Source organism: Marinobacter sp. AC-23 (genome assembly GCF_001858325.1).
GTDB lineage: Bacteria > Pseudomonadota > Gammaproteobacteria > Pseudomonadales > Oleiphilaceae > Marinobacter.
In genome coordinates this window covers 43,832-64,248 of the sequence record NZ_MBPP01000001.1, presented here as the reverse complement: position 1 = coordinate 64,248, position 20,417 = coordinate 43,832, and the positions used below count along the sequence as shown (strand labels likewise).

15 protein-coding genes and 5 pseudogenes are annotated in these 20,417 nt (G+C 53.3%); 1 reads left to right on the top strand and 19 read right to left on the bottom strand.

Translation table 11 applies throughout. The features are described from left to right. Positions 1-2 precede the first annotated feature (2 nt). The 18 genes and pseudogenes from BCA33_RS00270 to leuC form a co-directional block, all read right to left on the bottom strand. Positions 3-1,237 (bottom strand): annotated as a pseudogene (locus BCA33_RS00270) (O-succinylhomoserine sulfhydrylase). A 26-nt stretch (positions 1,238-1,263) separates the two neighbouring features. Beyond that, positions 1,264-2,789: pseudogene (gene purF, locus BCA33_RS00265) on the bottom strand (amidophosphoribosyltransferase). Between the two features lie 33 nt (positions 2,790-2,822). Further along, a complete protein-coding gene (locus BCA33_RS00260; RefSeq protein ID WP_071262810.1) occupies positions 2,823-3,359 on the bottom strand; it encodes a CvpA family protein in 537 nt (178 codons plus the stop codon). A gap of 91 nt (positions 3,360-3,450) precedes the next feature. Continuing rightward, complete coding sequence (locus BCA33_RS00255) at positions 3,451-4,119, bottom strand: SPOR domain-containing protein (protein WP_071263226.1); 669 nt, start codon at positions 4,117-4,119, stop codon at positions 3,451-3,453. A gap of 109 nt (positions 4,120-4,228) precedes the next feature. Then, positions 4,229-4,681: a hypothetical protein gene (locus BCA33_RS20975; protein ID WP_254774051.1), complete on the bottom strand. Its 453-nt coding sequence runs from the start codon at positions 4,679-4,681 to the stop codon at positions 4,229-4,231. 7 nt (positions 4,682-4,688) lie between these two features. Further along, positions 4,689-5,528: a folylpolyglutamate synthase/dihydrofolate synthase family protein gene (locus tag BCA33_RS20970; RefSeq protein ID WP_254774050.1), complete on the bottom strand. Its 840-nt coding sequence runs from the start codon at positions 5,526-5,528 to the stop codon at positions 4,689-4,691. Continuing rightward, a pseudogene (accD, locus tag BCA33_RS00245) lies at positions 5,512-6,437 on the bottom strand (acetyl-CoA carboxylase, carboxyltransferase subunit beta). Before accD ends, BCA33_RS20970 begins: the two are co-directional and overlap by 17 nt. A 45-nt stretch (positions 6,438-6,482) precedes the next feature. Further along, positions 6,483-7,295 carry a tryptophan synthase subunit alpha gene (gene trpA / locus BCA33_RS00240; protein ID WP_071262808.1) on the bottom strand — a complete coding sequence of 271 codons (813 nt, stop codon included), beginning with the start codon at positions 7,293-7,295 and terminating at the stop codon, positions 6,483-6,485. A gap of 19 nt (positions 7,296-7,314) precedes the next feature. Further along, positions 7,315-8,511 (bottom strand): tryptophan synthase subunit beta, encoded by a 1,197-nt coding sequence (trpB, locus tag BCA33_RS00235; RefSeq protein ID WP_175469678.1) that lies wholly within the window; start codon positions 8,509-8,511, stop codon positions 7,315-7,317. A 60-nt stretch (positions 8,512-8,571) separates the two neighbouring features. Beyond that, positions 8,572-9,189 carry a phosphoribosylanthranilate isomerase gene (locus tag BCA33_RS00230; RefSeq protein WP_071262805.1) on the bottom strand — a complete coding sequence of 206 codons (618 nt, stop codon included), beginning with the start codon at positions 9,187-9,189 and terminating at the stop codon, positions 8,572-8,574. Further along, on the bottom strand, positions 9,186-10,097 hold the full coding sequence (truA, locus tag BCA33_RS00225; protein WP_071262803.1) for a tRNA pseudouridine(38-40) synthase TruA: 912 nt from the start codon (positions 10,095-10,097) through the stop codon (positions 9,186-9,188). The genes BCA33_RS00230 and truA overlap by 4 nt, the downstream gene beginning before the upstream one ends. Before the next feature lie 106 nt (positions 10,098-10,203). Then, complete coding sequence (locus BCA33_RS20965; protein ID WP_071262800.1) at positions 10,204-10,899, bottom strand: FimV/HubP family polar landmark protein; 696 nt, start codon at positions 10,897-10,899, stop codon at positions 10,204-10,206. Then, complete coding sequence (locus BCA33_RS20960; RefSeq protein WP_071262798.1) at positions 10,890-11,654, bottom strand: FimV family protein; 765 nt, start codon at positions 11,652-11,654, stop codon at positions 10,890-10,892. Before BCA33_RS20960 ends, BCA33_RS20965 begins: the two co-directional genes overlap by 10 nt. A gap of 344 nt (positions 11,655-11,998) precedes the next feature. Further along, positions 11,999-13,223 (bottom strand): annotated as a pseudogene (locus BCA33_RS00210) (FimV family protein); the annotation flags it as partial. Between the two features lie 312 nt (positions 13,224-13,535). Then, entirely contained in the window at positions 13,536-14,651 is a 1,116-nt protein-coding gene (gene asd / locus BCA33_RS00205; RefSeq protein WP_071262796.1) for an aspartate-semialdehyde dehydrogenase, read from the bottom strand. Between the two features lie 111 nt (positions 14,652-14,762). Beyond that, positions 14,763-15,836, bottom strand: a complete 1,074-nt coding sequence (leuB, locus tag BCA33_RS00200) for a 3-isopropylmalate dehydrogenase (protein ID WP_071262794.1) — start codon at positions 15,834-15,836, stop codon at positions 14,763-14,765. Positions 15,837-15,961: 125 nt separating this feature from the next. Continuing rightward, positions 15,962-16,609, bottom strand: a complete 648-nt coding sequence (gene leuD, locus BCA33_RS00195) for a 3-isopropylmalate dehydratase small subunit (RefSeq protein ID WP_071262792.1) — start codon at positions 16,607-16,609, stop codon at positions 15,962-15,964. A gap of 21 nt (positions 16,610-16,630) precedes the next feature. Further along, on the bottom strand, positions 16,631-18,049 hold the full coding sequence (leuC, locus tag BCA33_RS00190) for a 3-isopropylmalate dehydratase large subunit (RefSeq protein ID WP_071262790.1): 1,419 nt from the start codon (positions 18,047-18,049) through the stop codon (positions 16,631-16,633). A 167-nt stretch (positions 18,050-18,216) separates the two neighbouring features. On the opposite strand from leuC, the pseudogene BCA33_RS00185 reads away from it, so the two are divergent. Further along, positions 18,217-19,130 (top strand): annotated as a pseudogene (locus BCA33_RS00185) (LysR family transcriptional regulator). A 159-nt stretch (positions 19,131-19,289) separates the two neighbouring features. Here BCA33_RS00185 and aroC read toward each other — a convergent pair. Beyond that, positions 19,290-20,384: a chorismate synthase gene (gene aroC / locus BCA33_RS00180; protein WP_071262788.1), complete on the bottom strand. Its 1,095-nt coding sequence runs from the start codon at positions 20,382-20,384 to the stop codon at positions 19,290-19,292. Positions 20,385-20,417: the final 33 nt, after the last annotated feature.

The window sequence follows — 20,417 nt, the reverse complement described above, 5'->3', positions numbered from 1 at the left end:
CGTTAAGTGTTACTTGCGTTCTGAAGCATCTGAAAACCTCTGTATAAATCTGTTTTCAGATCTTCGACTGCTTCTATACCCACCGAGAGGCGTAACAGGTTTTCGGTTATGCCAGCTCTGGACTTGTCTTCCGGGGTCAACCGCCCGTGGGTTGTGGTCGCCGGATGCGTAATGGTGGTTTTTACATCGCCAAGGTTTGCCGTAATTGAAATCATCCGGGTTGCGTCAATAAAGCTCCAGGCTTCTTCACGGCCACCCTTGAGACAAAACGATAGCACCCCACCAAACCCTTTCTGCTGTTTTTTTGCAAGGGCGTGTTGTGGATGGCTTTCAAGCCCTGCGTAATACACATGCTCCACTTCCGGCTGCTGCTCCAGCCACGTTGCCAACTCTAACGCATTGTCGCAGTGAGCTCGCATACGGATTGGTAAGGTTTCCAAGCCTTTATGGAAGACCCAAGCATTAAACGGCTCATGGTGGGCCCTGCGGATCTCAGGAAGCCATATACTTCGTCCATGAGTTTATCAGGGCCAACAACAACACCGCCCACACAACGGCCCTGGCCATCCAGGTATTTGGTAGCCGAATGAATCACCACATCCGCGCCATGCTCCAGAGGGCGCTGTAACACGGGCGTGCAAAAACAGTTGTCCACTACGAACAGAGCGTCATTGCCATGGGCCAGACTTGCCAGCGCCTCCATATCGGCAACCTCACACAGTGGGTTGGATGGCGTCTCGACGAACAGCATGCGGGTCTCCGGACGCAGTGCCGATGCCCATTCTTTGGTGTCTGTAAGGCTTACAAACGTGGTTTCAACACCAAACTTTGCCATGTACTTCTGGAACAACACGTTGGTGGTACCAAACACACCACGGGAACAGATGACATGATCGCCGCTTTTCAGCAGTGCCATACACGTGCTCAGAATGGCAGCCATGCCAGATGAAGTTGCAACAGCGCGATCCCCTCCTTCCATAGCAGCTATTCGGGCCTCAAATGCCTGAACCGTGGGGTTTGTGAAACGGGAATAAATATTGCCTGGCTCTTCGCCACCGAAACGCGCCGCCGCCTGAGCCGCACTACCATAGACAAAACTGGACGTGGGAAAAATCGCATCACTATGTTCCAGCTGAGCAGTCCGGATCTGCCCTGCCCTCACCGCCAGAGTATCCAGAGACATACCCTCAAGATCCGATTCGGGGATCTGTACAGTTTCTTCGCGGTGAAAAGTCATGAGCGTCTCCTGATAAGGCTCGGTAATCAGTCTTCGTCGTTGTGGAGGTCAATGATGCCATTGTCGCCCGAGGTCGCATCGGCGCCTCCCGAGCGAGTAACATCATTACGTGCTTCATCGATGCGATTGAGGTACGCAGCGTCAATATCACCGGTCACATATTCCCCCGTAAACACCGAACACTCCCAGCCATCAATGCTGTCATTCACATCGCTGACACACGTCACAAGATCTTCAAGATCTTGATACAGCAGCCAGTCCGCCCCGATCAAGTCGCGGATTTCATCAACGGTTTTATCGTGGGCAATCAACTCTTTGGCCGATGGCATATCAATGCCATAAACATTGGGATAGCGCACCGGTGGCGCTGCCGACGCAAAGTAAACCCTCCTGGCACCCGCATCACGGGCCATCTGCACAATTTCCTTGCAGGTGGTGCCGCGAACAATGGAATCGTCCACCAGCATTACGTTTTTACCCCGGAATTCAAGATCGATAGGGTTCAGTTTTTGGCGCACAGACTTTTTGCGCATAGTCTGGCCCGGCATGATGAACGTCCGGCCTATATAACGGTTTTTGATGAAGCCTTCGCGGAATTTCAGGCCTAACCGGTGGGCCATTTGCATGGCAGATGTCCGGCTGGTATCGGGAATAGGCATAACAACATCAATATCGTGATCCGGGCGCTCACGCAGCACTTTATCTGCCAGGGTTTCACCCATGCGCAAACGAGCCTTATACACGGAGACTCCATCCATGATGGAGTCTGGACGCGCAAAATAGACATGCTCGAAAATACAAGGGTAAAGGCGAGGATTATGAGCACACTGCTGGGTATACAGTGTGCCGTCGGTTTCAATATAAACGGCTTCCCCGGGGGCAATGTCCCGCACCAACGTGTAACCAGCAGCACTCAGGCAACGCTCTCGGACGCAATCATGTATTCCTTACGGCCAGACTCATCGGTCCGTTCACCGTAACATACTGGGCGGATGCCGTTAGGATCGCGGAAACCAACAATGCCATGCCCCGTAATCATGGCGATAACCGCATAGGCACCGGCACAACGTTGATGAACAGCGCTTACAGCTGAAAAAATATCATCCTTTGTAGGGTCAAGCTTGCCCAACTTTTGCAGTTCGTGGGCAAACACGTTCAGTAGTACTTCCGAATCCGAGTTGGTGTTGATATGGCGCAGGTCGGTACGGAACAGATCGCGGCTCAGTTCGTCGACGTTGGTCAGGTTTCCGTTGTGGGCCAGAGTAATGCCGTACGGGCTGTTCACATAGAAAGGCTGCGACTCTGCAGAGCTGGCACTTCCTGCGGTTGGGTAACGCACATGACCTATGCCTACGTTGCCCACCAACCGGTGCATATGACGCGTGTGAAAAACATCCCGAACCAGACCGTTGTCTTTGCGCAGATAAAAACGTTCATCCTGAAAGGTAACAATGCCCGCCGCGTCCTGGCCTCGGTGCTGAAGTACAGTCAGCGCATCATAAAGCGACTGATTGACGTTGGAAGTACTGACGATGCCGACAATGCCACACATGGATTAGGTAATCTCCGGGCGTTAATATGAATGTTAGCGAGATGCGGACGTGGGTTCCACGGCCTTTTGAGAATCCGTCTCTAGAAAGCGGGCGAACTCATCACCGAATGTTCGCCTGGACCAGTCTTCAACCACCGCTAAGCGGTCAATCATCACCGACGTCCGCCACCAGGTATCCTGGGCCAGAGGCGTGTAACGGATAAACGCAATCGCGACAATAACCACAACAATGCCACGCAGCATCCCAAACCCCATGCCCAGCACTCGGTCGGTGGCTGAAAGCCCGGTGGCGCGAACCAGATGGCCAATCATGTTGTTAATGATCGCGCCAACGATGAGTGTTCCGAAAAAGAGAATGGCAAACGCTGCTATCAATCGTACAAGCGGTGTTTCAACCGTGTTCTCGAGCAGAGCCTGCATCTGGGGGTGAAAGGTTCGGGCAAGTATGAATGCGCCAATCCAAGTAACCAGAGACAGTGCTTCTTTTACGAAACCCCGTTTCAGGCTGATGAGAGTGGAAACTGTAATGAGGGCAATGATGACCCAGTCAATCCAGATCAGCGCGTCCATGGAAATCCCGGTGGAGAAAAGGAAGCGCGAATTCTATCAGGAAACCCGGGCGCGCCAAACCGCCTGAGTGATATAAAGCAGATTAAAAGCGTTATTTGTCGCCAGAAGTGACCAGACTGTTCAGGCTGAACGCTTTATCAAGTGTGCGCTTTGCAGCTTCTGCTTTGGATTTCTCAGCGAAAGGGCCGCTGAAAACTCGCGTAAGGGTGTTATCCCCACGAACGACTTCCTGAAGATGGGAGCTGTAACCTTTCTCACGAACCTTATCCCGCAGGCGCCGAGCATTGTCGCCATTGCCAAAGCTGCCCAACTGCACAACCCAGGCACCTTCCAAAGACCGTGTAAACTCGGCATTTGCTTGTTCAGCACTCTTCGGAGACTCTGTCGTTTGTTGAACGGGCTTGGGTTGCGAGGGTTCAGGCTGGGGGGGTGCCGGTTGAGAGGCAACAGTGTCGGCCACATCAGGGGTGGTATTGTTGCGCGTTTGCTGAACCGGCTGAGCTGCCGGCTCATCGTTCTCGAGAATACGGAAATCCTGGCTGGCTGAATTTGAATTCGACGCTTGGTCTTGCTGGTACGGAGGTGTCGGTGCTATATCCGACTCCGGCGCTTCAACTTCCGGGAAAGGTGGCTCTTCGGGAATGTTGATAGACGTGGAGGTGCGCTCTGAGTGAGGCTCATCGAAGACCATAGGAACAAAGATAACAGCCAGCGAAACCAGCACCAGCGCTCCAATTATTCTCTGTTTCAGTCCATCCACGTTACTTGGCTCCCCATTCATTTTTCTTGCGACATACTAACCGCCCACTCGCAATAACTCAAAGCCCTGAAGCGGGCTATGGACAAAGTTTAAGACGGGGTCTTCGAGCTTAAAAAAACAGCCTGCGCGCTTCCGCAACAGTGAAAAATGAGCCAAATACAATAAGAATGTCATTAGAGGCAGCACCGGCTTTCGCTGCCGCGACAGCATTAGCTACAGAATCATGAACGCTCACCTGCTCCAGATTACAAGGTGCAAGTTTTGCTCTCAATGTTTCTGCGCCCAAACCTCGCGGCACATCAAGCCCGGCCAAATGCCAGGAATCTACAACGGAAGCCATAGCCTGGGCCACGCCTTCCACATCCTTATCCATAAGTGCTGCGTAAACGGCATGAATCTTCCGGCCACCAACTTTCAGCACTTTAAGTCGTGCGGATAGCCAATTGGCAGCATGGGGGTTATGACCCACATCCACATACAGATCGGGGTTCCGCTCGAGGCGCTCAAACCGCCCCGGTACACTTACTTGAACCAGAGTATTTTCCAGAACAGATATGCTCATATCCGGATCAAGTGTCCGCATTGCCATAACCGCAGCGGCCGCACTTTGGACCGGCAACGGCCCAGTGGGTAGCTGATGGCATGGCCCTGGTAATGCAGAGTGCAGAGGCTTCGCCATTGCCTGCTAGCGTTTCACGAATGGTGTAATCCTGCCCTGCTCTGACCAGCGCCACCTTCTGAGCAGCTGCCTGTTGCAGAACGGAGCTTGGCGGATCTATATCGGCGACAATCGCCGGTATACCCGGCCGAAGAATACCAGCCTTTTCAAATCCAATGACTTCACGGTTGTCACCTAGAAACGCCACGTGATCAATATCCACAGAGGTGATAATCGCAAGATCCGCATCTATTACGTTTACTGCATCTAGCCGGCCACCAAGGCCCACTTCAAGAATCCAGTCCTGCACACCAGACTCGCCAAGCGCAACAAACGCCGCAAGAGTGCCAAACTCAAAGTAGGTAAGCGTGACAGAGCCACGAGCTGACTCAACCTTTTCGAACGCCGATATCAGGGTCGCGTCGTCAACATCTTTGCCGTCAATCCGGATGCGTTCGTTGTAGTTCTGAAGGTGCGGTGAGGTATAGGCGCCGGTACGCCGACCCGAGGCCTGCAAAAGAGCCTCGAGGGTGGCAACGGTGCTGCCCTTGCCGTTGGTTCCGGCAACTGTAATCACCCGTGCCGCTGGCTTTTTCCGGAACAGGCGGCGTAACACCACAAGAACCCGGTCAAGCCCAAGATCAATTTCGGTAGGGTGGATAGATTCCAGCCACGACAACCACTGCTGAAGAGTAGCACCAGCCCCCGGTGCGTTTGGGGGCTGTGATTTCGATTTACTCAGCTGGGACATCAACGTCTGGTTTTTCCGTTATCTCAAATTCAATAGGCTCGTCTGTTCCCGGCCGTTCCTGCCCGGCGAACTTGGCCAGCACGTGCGCAATACGTTCGCGCATCTGATGGCGATGAAGAATCATGTCGATTGCCCCGTGCTCCAGCAAAAACTCGCTACGCTGGAAACCTTCGGGTAATTTTTCGCGAACCGTTTGTTCAATTACTCGCGGGCCCGCAAAGCCAATCAGGGCATTCGGTTCGGCAATATTGAGATCCCCAAGCATTGCAAGACTCGCAGATACTCCGCCAAATACCGGATCCGTCATCACCGAGATGTAAGGTATGCCTTCCTGCTTCATGCGCTCAAGCACAGCCGCGGTTTTGGACATCTGCATAAGCGAGAGAATGGCTTCTTGCATCCTGGCGCCACCACTGGCGGAAAAACAGACCAGAGGAATACGCTCTGCAAGTGCAACATTGGCCGCCTGCACAAACTTTTCTCCAACAACCTGTCCCATGGAGCCACCCATAAACCCAAACTCAAAGGAGCAGGCCACCAGCGGAACACCCAACGTTTTGCCTTTCTTGGCAATAAGGGCATCTTTCTCCCCCGTGGTTTTCTGAGCCTGGGCAAGACGATCTTTGTAGCGCTTGGTGTCCTTGAACTTCAGTCTGTCCCAAGCTCCAGGTTTTCGCCGATTTCTTCCCGCCCCTCTTCATCAAGAAAAATGTCGAGACGGCGACGGGCAGCAACCCTCAGGTGATGATTGCATTTGGGGCAAACATCCAGGTTTCTCTCCAATTCCGGCTTGTAGAGAAAGGCGCCACACTTAGGACACTTTTTCCAAAGCCCTTCAGGTACGCCTGTTCTGCGATTGGATTCCGAGCGAATTTTGCCCGGCATTATCTTGTCCAGCCAGTTACTCATGGTTTTATCCTGTCCTTTGATTCCAGTCTGCCTCTACCTTTCGGGTCAGGAAGCCAGGCTGTCCAGTGCTTCACGCATCGGGTTAAGCAGATCCGTCAGTGCCCGTTTAAGCTCTTCGATATCTGCCTGATTTTTGGCTATTGTATCGACTAACACGCTGCCAACAATTACACCATCGGATACCCGTCCCACGGCTGCGGCTGTTTCTGCATCGCGAATACCAAAGCCAACGCCAACGGGCAATGCCGTCAACTCATGGATATGCGCCACTTTGGCGGCTACTTCATCCACGTTTATTTTGGCAGCTCCGGTCACGCCGTTAAATGAAACATAGTACACATATCCCGAAGAGTGATCGGCAATTGCACGAATTCTCTCATCGGTAGTGGTTGGCGCCAGCAAGAAAATGGGATCCAGCCCTTTCTCGGAGAACAGCGGCGCGACCTCATCGGCCTCTTCCGGCGGTAGATCCACCGTAAGAACACCATCGACTCCCGCTGCTACTGCAGCATCTGCAAAGGTTTCGTAGCCCATGGCTTCAATAGGATTAAGATAGCCCATCAAAACCACTGGTGTTGTGTTATTGGTTTCTCTGAACTTGCTTACCATCGCCAGAACCCGGCGCAACGACGTGCCGTGCTTGAGTGCCCTCTCACAGGCCAACTGAATCACCGGGCCATCGGCCATGGGATCAGAGAACGGCACGCCCAGCTCGATGATATCAACCCCGGCATCGACCATAGTGTGCATTAGCCCCACGGTCTCATCTGGGTGAGGATCACCGGCGGTAATAAAGGGAATAAGTGCCTTTCGGCCTTGTCCTTTGAGGGTCTGAAGAACCCCTTCAATTCGGCTCATGCCTGCTCCTGTCAGTTATTCAGATTTCAATACCATCTAACTGTGCAACGGTATGAATGTCTTTATCGCCGCGACCAGATATGTTGATGACGACCATCTGATCTTTATCCATCGTGGCTGCAAGCTTTACGGCGTAAGCGACCGCGTGGGCAGTTTCCAGTGCAGGCATGATACCTTCAACCAAGGTGAGCATGCGAAACGCTTTTAGCGCCTCATCGTCGGTTACCGACACATAGTTAGCCCGCCCGATATCTTTTAACCAACTGTGCTCTGGCCCTACACCGGGATAATCCAGACCTGCACTGACCGAGTGAGTGCTTGAAATCTGGCCGTTTTCATCTTCCATCAAATACGTGCGGTTACCATGAAGCACCCCCGGGCGGCCAGCACACAAAGGCGCCGCATGCTGCCCCGTTTCGATACCAAGCCCACCGGCTTCCACACCGTAAAGTTGTACGGATTCGTCGGTCAGAAACGGATAAAACATACCAATAGCGTTGGATCCTCCGCCTACACAAGCAACCAGGGCGTCTGGTAACTTCCCGGTTTTCTCCAACGACTGACGGCGAGTTTCACGACCGATGACTGACTGAAAATCGCGAACCAGCAGCGGGTACGGATGCGGGCCCGCAACCGTGCCGATAATGTAGAAGGTCTCTTCAACATAAGTGACCCAGTCACGCATGGCGTCGTTCATGGCGTCTTTAAGCGTGCGGCTTCCGCTTTCTACCGGGTGCACCTGGGCACCAAGAAGCTTCATGCGATAAACGTTCAGGGATTGGCGCTGTACGTCTTCAGCTCCCATAAAAACGTGGCACTCAAGCCCCAAGCGCGCACACACCGTTGCGGTAGCAACACCATGCTGTCCGGCGCCGGTTTCAGCGATGATCCGCTTCTTACCTAAAAAGCTAGCCAACAGGGCTTGGCCAATGGTGTTGTTTATCTTGTGTGCACCGGTGTGATTAAGATCTTCGCGCTTCAGCCAGATTTGGGCTCCGCCGGTTTCCCGGGTCAGTCGCTCAGCAAAATACAGCGGACTGGGGCGGCCGACATAATCTGCAAGATCTTTGTCGAAGGTGGCCTGGAACTCAGGATCCTTTTTTAGCCGAAGGTATTCTTTTTCGAGAGTCATCAGGGAATCCATCAACGTCTCGGAAACGAATCGTCCGCCAAAGGCGCCAAAATGCCCCCGCGTATCTGGCAATGCAGCCAGCATTTCTTCAGTCAGTTTTTCAGACACGGTCAACCTCTCTATTAGACACGGTGAGCCTCTCTATTAGGCACGGTGAGCCTCTTTAACAAAGTCAGAAATTTTTTCGATGTCTTTGATGCCTTTAGCTTTTTCAACACCACCGCTAACATCAACAGCCCAGGGCTTCACCTTTTCAACAGCGTCGGCCACATTAGCAGATGACAAACCACCGGCCAATATAAGGGGCAGCGGGCGCTCTGAAGGAATCAAATCCCAGTTGAATGAGTGTCCGGTGCCTCCGTAACGGTCAGGATCCCAAGCATCTATTAAAAGCCCAGAGGCTTGACGGTATTCGCGCATAGCCCGTTCAATCTGCCCGGCTTCGCGAACCCTCACAGCCTTTATCCAGCGCCGGCCAAACCGGTTGCAGAACTCTGCGGTTTCATCGCCGTGAAACTGAAGCAAATCCAGTGGAACCCTATCAAGAACCTCTCTGACGAACGCTTCAGACGGATTCACAAACAGCCCAACAACAGAAACAAACGCAGGCACGTTCCGGGCAAGAACCTTGGCCTGTTCAATGGTAACGGCGCGGGGGCTGGGGTCATAAAACACAAACCCCAGGGCATCGGCCCCCGCATCAACGGCAGCTCCAACATCCCCAATACGGGTTAAGCCACAGATTTTGACGCGTGTACTCATGGCGCTTGTACCGGTTTTTGCTTCAGATGAATATGCGTTGGATACACCGGACTGTTTTCGGCTTTGTTGAACCAGGGTCTTAAAAAGGCCGGGCCACATTCAGCTGCTGGCAAAGGAAAACCTTCCGGATACCCCACATCGACCAAATACAAGCCATGGGGCGGCGCGGTCACTCCGGCTAGCGTTCGATCTTTGGCTAGCAGTATGTCATGAATCCATGATAACGACTTACTTCCAGTGCCTACAGCCATGAGGGCCCCGGCAATATTTCGAACCATGTGGTGCAAAAAAGCGTTAGCCTGCACATCAATTACGACGAAGTGGCCTTTTCGGGTTACGTTTATCTGCTCAAGAAAACGAACCGGTGTTCGGGATTGGCACCCAGCAGCGCGAAATGACGAAAAGTCATGCTCACCAACAAGCGCCTGAGCTGCTTCGTGCATACGCTCTGCGTCCAGCTCGCGAAAGATCCAGCTTACCTGCCCGCGCTGTATGCCGGGCCTTACAGGGCTATTATAGATAACGTAGCGATAACGCCGGTAAATTGCAGAAAACCTGGCATGAAAATCATCACTGCCGTTTCCTGCCCAGTGTACGGCAATGTCAAACGGCAATGCGGTGTTGATGCCCATAACCCATGAACGAAGGCTACGAATGGAAGGCGTCTCAAAGTGTGCGACCTGGTAACTTGCGTGCACCCGAGCATCGGTGCGACCGGCACAAACCAGATCTACTGGATGGTTTGCAACTTTCGCTACGGCTTTCGCCAGCTCTGCCTCTACCGAACGAACTCCGGACTTCTGCAACTGCCAGCCATGAAAGCTGCGACCGTCGTATTCGAAAGCGAGAGCAACTCGCCCACCGCCGATGGCGTTATCCGCTGTGAGTTCCTGAGGGTAGAGAAACAAGTGTGAACCCGAAAAGTATGTTGCTGTAAAAACAAAACGCCGGCTGAGTGCCGGGATAATCCCCGGCGGCCGGCGTTTGCTACCTCGATAATCCGATTATAACGGATCAGGACAGATTTTTAAGCAGATCCTGAGCTTCAGATTTCTGCTCGCCATCTCCTTCGAGAGCGACCTCTTCAAGAATGTCACGGGCACCGTCACTGTCACCCATCTCGATGTAAGCCCTTGCCAAGTCAAGCTTGGTTGCGGCTTCGTCAGTTCCGGCGAGAAAATCGAAATCATCGTCGTCACCCAGATCGTCTTCATCGAGATTGGGAACGGGTGATTTCGGAGCTTCATCCCGAACTTCATCAGAGGCAACCGGAAGCTCTTCATCTACAAGGGCATCATCCGACTCTTCAGTTAAATCCCCAAGGGATTCTATACCTTCGAGATCGTCATCGTTCAGGTCGTCTTCACGGAGGCTATCTTCAAGTTCCAGCTCATCGTCCAGAGACAACTCGTCGCCTTCAAAAACAGCATTGGCGGAATCTGCAGAATCCGAGAACTCCTCCATAAGGGCGAGATCCTCATCGGATACATCAAGCTCCAAATCGTCAAGCGTAGACTCTTCCATTTCGGAACCACCAAGCTCCTCGTCTTCACCCGCAACCTTATCCAGCTCAGCATCCAGCTCGTCCAGGAAAGACTCGTCGAGAGAATCAATCCCCGTGCTTTCGTTGTCCATACCAAACTTCAGCGAATCGTCAAGTGAGTCCTCAAGGGGTTCATCAGCCTCTGGCTCATCCAGATCTATTTCCAAGGAAGAGAAATCACTCTCCTCTTCGGCAACATCTTCTGGCACTTCACCTTTAGCTTCAGCTTCCGGTAGTTCAAGCCTGACAGATCGTATTCGATCAGGCCATCATCCCCGTCTTTCGCTTCCTCTTCATCGGTGTCAGTGTCAGTAGACCGTTCTACGTCATCGGAGGCATCAAGATCGAAATTGGCAAAAGCAGAATCGATTTCACTGAACTCGCTGTCTCTTTGCTCTGGTTCGTCAGCCTCAAATTCATTGGAAGCCTCTGATTCATCGACAAACGACCCGGAGCGAAGCTGTGATTCGAGATCATCAATGCTAGGCATTGATTCAGCTTCTTCAAGCCGGGAACGAAGCTCATTTGCCTGGGCAATCGCTTCATCGTCGTCTAGGGCCTCAACTTCGCCAAACTGCTTCTCAAACGACTGACGGTCCTGATTATCTGCATAGACCCCAAGGAGCTTCAGGCGCAAGTCTGTGCGGCTGGGCTCACGGGAAATAGCAGTCTCCAAAACCTCACCAGCTTGATCGTAACGACCATAAGCAACATAGGCACCAGCTTCTTCAAGCGCGTCGCCGGCTTGACTTTGCTCCGGCTCGTCATCGTCAAGGCTTAGGTCAAAGCTATCGTCTGGCCCATCAGTATCGCTATTCAGTTGCTCATAAAATGCTTTTTCGCGGTTTGCACTGCGCCGCGCAAGCAGCAGTAGAAGCAACAGAAGAAGAATCAGGCCGCCACCTAGCGCAATCTGATACATGGTATTGCCGGTAATCGCATCAATGACGTTACCCGGAAAGCCTTTGTCGACGACAGGCTCTGGCTTCGGCTGAGCCTTGGCCTCAGGAACTTCGGCTTGCGCTGGCTGCTTTGTTTGATCGCCTGCAACCGAAGCTACATCGCTGCGTGCAACGTCACCATCCTGATCAGTACCAGCATCATCAGCAACCGGTTGTGCGTCAGACGCAACTTCCGCCTCGGCAACTTCAGTCTCGCTGGATACGCTTCTTGCTCTGATTCTGAAGGTGCCTCAGAGGCGCCTATGTCGGCAGAGGCGGCGTCATCCGCGGTAGCCGCCACGCCAGAAACTTCCGTCTGACTTGCCTCAACACCCTGCTCCGTGGCATCGGCAACCGTTTCAGCTTGGTCCGTCACGGCACCATCGGCGTCAGCATCGGAGCATCTTGGGCTGCGGCATCACTCACAGCAGCGCCTTGTTGAACCTCTGCTAGCTGGTTGTTCTTGAGCTCGATTAAACGCTGCAGCGTCTTTACCTGATCCTGCAGATCGTCAACCCGGCTATTGAGTTCGTCGTTTTCGCGGCGGGCGCTTTCGAGCTCCTCCATGGCCACGGCTGCACCGGCATCTACGCCGCCTGCAAGCTGGCTATCACCACCTGCCGAACCACCCTCGGTTTCACTCCGGCCACCTTTGTCATCTGCAACCAGGAGCTTTAGCTCATCACCGCTAGCTGCAACCTCTCCTGCACCGCCACCCTCAGGCTGCTGTGCTGGTGTGGCATCAACAGTGCGTTTCGGCTTCTGGAATTCCTGATTCTGCTGCGCAACTATTTGGATTGCCTCAGCGGGACTGCGGCGGCGGATCTGGTTCGCGGTGGGAACACGCAAAACCTGGCCACGCTTTAGCCGATTGATGTTGCTACCGATAAATGCGTCCGGATTCAGATCCTGCAGTGCCAGCATGACTTGCTGCATAGAGAGGCTGTTATCTGGGCGAACCGCGGAGGCAATGGTCCAAAGAGTGTCAGAGGGGCCTGTAGGGCCGAAAGTATCTGACCTGTAACCACTTCCGCTGGACTGTTCTACCTGTGCCTGGCGGCGAACCGACTCAGAGCTGCGAGCGGAAGGTGCGGGGCGAGATTGCGCATTAGATGGCGCCCGTACCGATTCGGAAACACCAGATTCTTCGGCGTAAACCGGTGGATCTACAAGAACAGCGTATTCGCGCATCAACCGACCACTTGGCCAGGTGAGTTCCAGTAGAAAGTTGAGGTACGGCTCTCTCAGAGGTTCACGTGAGGAGACATTCACCACCAGGCTGCCATTGGCGCGGGTCGTTACGTCGAAACGAAGCTTTCCAAGAAATTGGTTCCGCTCCAAGCCCAGTCGCTGGTAAGCCCTTTCTGGGGCTATGTTCACAAACACGTCGCCGGGATCAACACCCTGGCTTTGTGGCAGAACAATTTCGGCGTCCATCGGTTCATTCAGATAGGACTGAAGTTCAATTTCACCCAGCCCGAGGCTTGAGCGACGCCCGAACCGAGCCCTCCCGCCAACGCCAGTGCAACCGCAAGCTTGCGTACCTTCATGCTTTTTCCTTTCCAGTCTCCGTTATCCGCGACTGTTTTTTTAACAGAATCGGACGAGGTGGGGTGACTTCCGTCTGGATTATTCTGGATTAATATGTCGCGTATTTAACTTTCAGCCCGGCAAGTATTGTTGATAAAGCCTCTTTTATCAATCAATCAGCTGCAATCCTTGCACCATTTATTTATCAGTTGCACGGAACTCCCTAGTGCCCCTGAAAATAACAGGGGCGGAGCCTGAAATCAGCCTCCGCCCCCTAACCGGTTTCCTGAAACCGGACACAGTTGGCATTAATTGCCTCTGTGTAACATTTCTTAACGCTCCTGCAAGATTCGTAACATGCGGCGCAAGGGCTCAGCGGCCCCCCACAGCAGTTGATCGCCTACAGTAAACGCAGAAATATACTCCGGCCCCATGGCCAGTTTACGGATGCGTCCGATAGGCACACTCAACGTGCCAGTTACCTTGGCAGGGGTCAGTTCCGCAATGCTCGCATCACGATCATTAGGGATAACCTTAACCCAATCGTTGGCTTTCGCCAGAATGGACTCTATTTCCGCGACCGACAGATCTTTCTTCAGCTTGATGGTCAGCGCCTGGCTGTGGGAGCGCATGGCACCAATTCGCACACAAAGGCCATCAATAGGAATCGGGTTGTCCGAGCGACCAAGAATTTTGTTGGTCTCTACCCCAGCCTTCCACTCTTCCTTGCTCATGCCGTTATCAAGTTGCTTGTCGATAAACGGGATAAGGCTGCCTGCCAGAGGCACCTGGAAGTGCTCGGTAGGAAACTCGCCGGAACGCATGGTTTCGGTTACTTTGCGGTCAATCTCCAGAATCGCAGAAGACGGGCTTTCCAGCTCCTCCCCAACGCTGCGGTTAAGCTCACCCATCTGGTTAAGCAGTTCGCGCATATTCTGAGCGCCGGAGCCAGATGCGGCCTGGTAGGTCATGGGAGACACCCACTCGATCAGGTCCTGTTCCAGCAGACCACCAAGGGCGAGCATCATCAGGCTAACTGTGCAGTTACCACCTACATAGTCTTTCACGCCGCTTTCCAAAGCTGCGTCGATCACGTTGCGGTTAACCGGATCCAGAACAATAACCGAGTGATCCGCCATCCGCAGTGCAGAGGCCGCATCAATCCAGTAACCCTTCCAGCCTGCATCGCGCAGCTTTTGATAAACCGCATTGGTGTAATCGCCGCCCTGACACGTCAGCACCACATCCAGGGTTTTAAGGGTTTCAATATCAAAGGCATCCTGTAAGGGAGGAACCCCCTCTTTGCCCACATCAGGCGCTGGCTGACCAGTCTGCGACGTGGAGAAAAATACCGGATCGATATCGCTAAAATCATTTTCTTCGCGCATGCGCTGCATGAGCACTGAGCCCACCATGCCACGCCAACCTACAAGTCCAACTCGCTTCATGTGCGACCCTTGAACCTCAATTTATGCCCGCCCTCAGCCTTTATCGCTGGCAGGGACAGGATGAATGATCCGCAGCAACCGCGTCGTGTTGCTATCAGGTATTGTCGTAAATTACAGAGCAGCCAGTACCGCATCACCCATTTCACGGGTCGAAACCCGGGTACCGTTTTCCGACATAATATCGGCCGTACGGAGGCCCTGATCCAATACTTTATTTACTGCCGCTTCAATGGCCGCAGCCGCCTTTTCTTCATCAAGGCTGTACCGCAACATCATTGCGGCGCTGATGATCGTAGCCAGCGGATTGGCAATACCTTTACCGGCTATATCGGGCGCTGAACCATGGCAGGGCTCATACATGCCCTGCTTTTCAGAGTTCAACGAAGCCGATGGCAACATACCAATTGAACCAGTAAGCATGGCCGCTTCGTCCGATAGAATATCACCAAACATGTTGCCAGTCACAATCACGTCGAACTGCTTGGGCGCGCGAACCAGCTGCATCGCGGCATTATCAACGTACATATGAGACAACTCTACGTCCGGGTATTCGCTCTGTAGCTCGTTCATGATTTCCCGCCACAAAACGGTTACTTCCAGCACGTTGGCCTTATCCACCGAGCACAATTTTTTGCTGCGCTGCTGCGCGGCTTCGAACGCAACACGGCCAATGCGGCGAATTTCAGACTCTGTATAAGCGTAGGTGTTGTAGCCCTGACGCTCGCCACTTTCCAGCTCACGAACACCCCGTGGCTGACCGAAGTAAATCCCCCCGGTAAGCTCGCGCACAATCATAATATCAAGACCCGAAACCACCTCGGGCTTGAGGGACGATGCCGACGCCAATTGCGGGTAAAGAATAGCAGGGCGCAGGTTAGCGAACAGTTTCAGATTTGAACGCAGGCCAAGGAGCCCCTTCTCAGGCCGCTTTGCCATGGGCAGGCCGTCCCACTTTGGACCACCTACAGCCCCCAGTAAAATAGCATCGGCTTTGCGTGCTTTTTCTAGCGTCTCATCCGGTAACGGATTATCTGTTTCGTCCAGTGCGGCACCGCCCACCAAGCCCGACTCGAAGGTGAGTTTCAGGTCAAATTTTTCATTAATGGCGTGCAGGATTTTTTCAGCTTCCGCAACGATTTCCGGGCCTATGCCGTCACCCGGCAGAAGAAGTACAGTTCTGGACATAATGAACTTCCAAATCTCTGAATGCCGGGCCTCACAGGCCCGACAAGTTAATGGTTGCCAGATAGCGCAAAGCACATCCGGCTTAAACTAGATATCACCTGTACAGCGATGTGCTAAAGGCAAGCTTATTGCCCAGCACCAAACAACCAAGGTGCCGTTTCTCGGCGCTGATCTTCGTAGGATTTGATGCGTTCAGCGTCTTCAAGGGTAACGCCAATGTCATCGAGACCATTGAGCAAGCAGTGACGACGGAAATCATCCACGTCGAAACTGAAAGACTCACCAGACGGTGTAATCACGGTTTTCGCTTGCAAGTCTACCGTCAGCTCATAGCCTTCCGCAGCCTCAGCTTCCTGAAACAGCTTCTCCATAATATTTGCTTCAAGAACAATAGGTAACAACCCATTCTTAAAGCAGTTATTGTAGAAAATATCAGCAAAGCTGGGCGCAATAATCACCCTGAAGCCGTAATCATCAAGAGCCCAGGGCGCGTGTTCGCGGCTAGAGCCACAGCCAAAGTTACTACGGGCCAAGAGTACACTGGCGTTTTTATAACGTGGCTGGTTAAGCACAAAATCCGGGTTCAACGGGCGCTGGGAGCTGTCTTGGTCCGGCTGGCCTTCATCAAGGTAGCGCAGCTCATCAAACAGATTCGGGCCAAAGCCCGTACGCTTGATGGACTTCAAAAACTGCTTGGGAATAATCATGTCCGTATCCACATTGGAACGGTCCATGGGGGCCACAAGGCCCTGGTGTTGCGTAAATGCGCGCATGGTTCAGTTCTCTCCTGTGGCTCAGTTCAGCAGTTCGCGAACATCAACAAAATGGCCGGCTATTGCGGCGGCGGCTGCCATGGCGGGGCTCACTAAGTGAGTACGTCCACCAAAGCCTTGCCGGCCCTCAAAGTTACGGTTAGAGGTAGAGGCACAGTGCTCGCCCTGCCCCAGCTTATCTGCGTTCATGGCCAGGCACATAGAGCAACCGGGATCACGCCACTCAAGGCCTGCTTCAATGAAAATCTGGTCAAGCCCTTCCGCTTCTGCCTGTGCTTTAACCAAACCGGAACCCGGCACAACCATGGCCTGCATGAGACTGTCTGCAACTTTGCGCCCCTTAACCACAACGGCCGCTTCCCGCAGATCTTCAATACGGCTGTTGGTGCAGGAGCCAATAAACACCCTGTCCAGCTTGATGTCTGTAATGGCCTGGTTTGGCTGCAAGCCCATATATTTCAGGGCCCGCTCAATGCCTTCGCGCTTGATCGGATCTTCTTCTTTCGCGGGATCCGGCACGTGGCCGTTAATGCCAACAACCATTTCCGGCGAAGTGCCCCAGCTAACCTGCGGCAGAATATCTGCGGCGTCTAGCTCAACAGTTTTATCAAATACCGCATCCAGATCGCTGTGCAGCGTGCGCCAGTATTTAACGGCAGCGTCCCAGGATTCGCCCTTGGGCGAGAAGGGCCGGCCTTTCACGTATTCGATTGTGGTGCCATCAACAGCAACCATTCCCACACGCGCACCGGCTTCAATGGCCATGTTACAAATGGTCATTCGTCCTTCCATGCTGAGGTTCTGAATAGCCTCACCACCAAACTCGATGGCGTGGCCAGTACCGCCGGCAGTACCGATTTTTGCAATGATCGCCAGTACCACATCTTTGCCGGTAACACCCTTGCCAAGCTGGCCGTCCACTTTAACCAGCATGTTCTTCATCTTTTGCTGAACCAGGCACTGGGTAGCCAGCACATGCTCAACTTCAGACGTACCTATACCGTGGGCAAGACAGCCAAACGCACCGTGAGTAGACGTATGAGAGTCACCGCAAACAATGGTCATGCCCGGCAGGGTTGCGCCCTGCTCTGGCCCGATCACATGCACAATACCCTGGCGCTTATCCATAATCTTGAATTCAAGAATGCCGAACTCGTCGCAGTTCTTGCCCAGAGTTTCGACCTGAATACGGGAAACCGGATCAACAATGCCCTCAATGCCTTTCGCGCGATCAGTTGTGGGAACATTGTGATCTGGCGTGGCCAGGTTGGCATCGATGCGCCAAGGCTTACGGTTGGCCAAGCGCAGCCCCTCAAAAGCTTGAGGCGAGGTTACTTCGTGCAATAATTGACGATCGATGTAAATCAGCGCAGAACCATCGTCCCGCTGCTTTACCAAATGATCGTCCCACAACTTGTCGTATAAGGTCTTGCCCGCCATGATTCTCTCTCACTCTCTGGAGGTCGCTTTTTTGAAGCTCTCTACTGCCGTTTAATGTCTATGATACCGCTGGGCCACAGATAACCGCAATTCATGTTTTTCATTCATCGCATTCCAAACGGTTATACGATAGCCTTTCCTGATAGAACCGAACAGGAAGACTCATCTTGGACTCAAATTCCCTTAAGGCTTTCCTCACCGTTGTCGACCAAGGCTCTTTTTCAGAAGCCGCTGAACAGCTACACCTAACCCAGCCTGCAATCAGCAAACGCCTTGCAGCCCTGGAAAACCAACTCGGGACAACGCTGATCGACCGCAGCCACCGGCAAATCCGCCTAACCGACTCCGGCAACAGACTGCTACCCCATGCCCGCAAGATTCTCGACGAAATCCACAACGCTCGCATTGCGCTTTCGCCGGATTCAAACCTCATAGAAGGCGAGCTACACATCATTGCCAGCCACCACATTGGCCTTCACCACCTGCCCAAATGGCTGCGCCGATTCAAGCGTGAACACCCTCAGGTAACCATAAACCTGCAATTCATGGAATCCGATGCCGCCTACGAGCAAATGCGCAAACGCAACGCAGAACTGGCATTCGTCACCCTAAGCGACAGCATGCTTCCAAACTTTCACGTATATGCACAATGGCCCGACCCTATGGCATTTGTGGTCGCGCCGACCACCCTCTGGCTTCGTTGAAAAAACCAAAGCTCGCCGACTTGGCAAAACACCCGGCCCTTCTACCCGACACATCCACCTCAACCTATCGCGTAGTAAGCCGGCTATTTCTGGAGGCGAACCTACCCTTGCACCCACAAATGCCCACCAACTACTTGGAAACCCTGAAAATGATGACCAACGTTGGCCTCGGCTGGAGTGTCTTGCCACTGCGCATGGTGGATGGAAGCCTGAAAGTACTTAAAGGGGTATTAGCGACAGAAGCTGAAACGGGGCATCCGGTTACGAGGGTCCTCGGCGGGATCGGCCTCACCGGCCGGCAACCAGGTAATGCGGCAAAAGCGCTTTTAAGGATTGTTCAAGAAGAAGAAGCGGAGCACCCCGCTGAAGCCGAGTAGTGAGGCCAATAAACAAAGCTAGCTAGCTTGCTGCTGGCCCGGTCATTCAAAAACGTTGAGCGCCAAGGATGGCGCGATCGAGCCCTACAGGGAAGTATTCACGGGCGTTTTTTTGAATGACCGGGCCAGCAGCAAGCGTCTGCACCCAAACAACCAGGCCTATAGCTGCCCAAGAACAGGCGTTGAAACAGAAACATCCCCATTCTGACCACGATGGCGCAAATAATGATCCATCAGAACAATGGCCATCATGGCCTCTGCAATTGGCGTTGCGCGAATTCCTACACAAGGGTCGTGCCGCCCAGTGGTAATAACCTCCACCGGATTGCCATGCACATCAATACTGCGACCCGGCAAACGCAAACTCGACGTCGGCTTCAAAGCAATACTCGCAAGCAGCGGCTGCCCAGATGAAATACCCCCTAGCACGCCGCCAGCATGATTCGATAAAAAGCCTTCAGGCGTCATCTCATCCCGATGCTGAGTGCCCTTTTGGGTAATGCACCCAAAGCCCGCACCAATCTCAACACCCTTCACCGCATTGATACTCATCAACGCATGAGCCAAGTCTGCATCCAGGCGATCGAAAACCGGCTCACCTAGCCCAGGCGGCACGCCTTCAGCCACAACATTGATGCGTGCCCCAATAGACTCTCCTTCTTTACGCAGCGCATCCATATAAGCCTCCATCTCTGGAACCTTATCGGCGTCGGGGCAGAAAAACGGGTTCTGATGAACCTGCTCCCAGTCCAGTTTTTCCGCACGCACCGGGCCCAGCTCCGACAAATATCCGCGGATACGAATACCCAGGCGCTGCTGCAGAAACTTCCGGGCCACCGCACCAGCCGCTACTCGCATAGCCGTCTCACGTGCAGAAGAACGGCCACCACCACGATAATCGCGCACACCATACTTATGCATGTATGTGTAATCGGCGTGGGCGGGGCGGAACTGCTCTGAAATCTTGGAGTAATCCTTTGAACGCTGATCCGTGTTCTCGATAATCAGCCCAATCGGCGTACCCGTGGTTTTACCCTCAAAAACCCCTGACAGAATCCGCACCTCATCTGCCTCACGGCGCTGGGTCGTGTGCCGGGAGGTGCCCGGTTTACGGCGATCCAGATCTGCCTGCATATCAGCTTCTGAGAGCTCTAACCCGGGCGGGCACCCATCAATAATGCAGCCCAGCGCAGCGCCATGGCTTTCACCAAAGGTGGTAACGGTAAACAGTTTTCCGAAAGAGTTTCCTGACATAATTCAATATCTTGTTAGGGTTTTGTAAGAAAT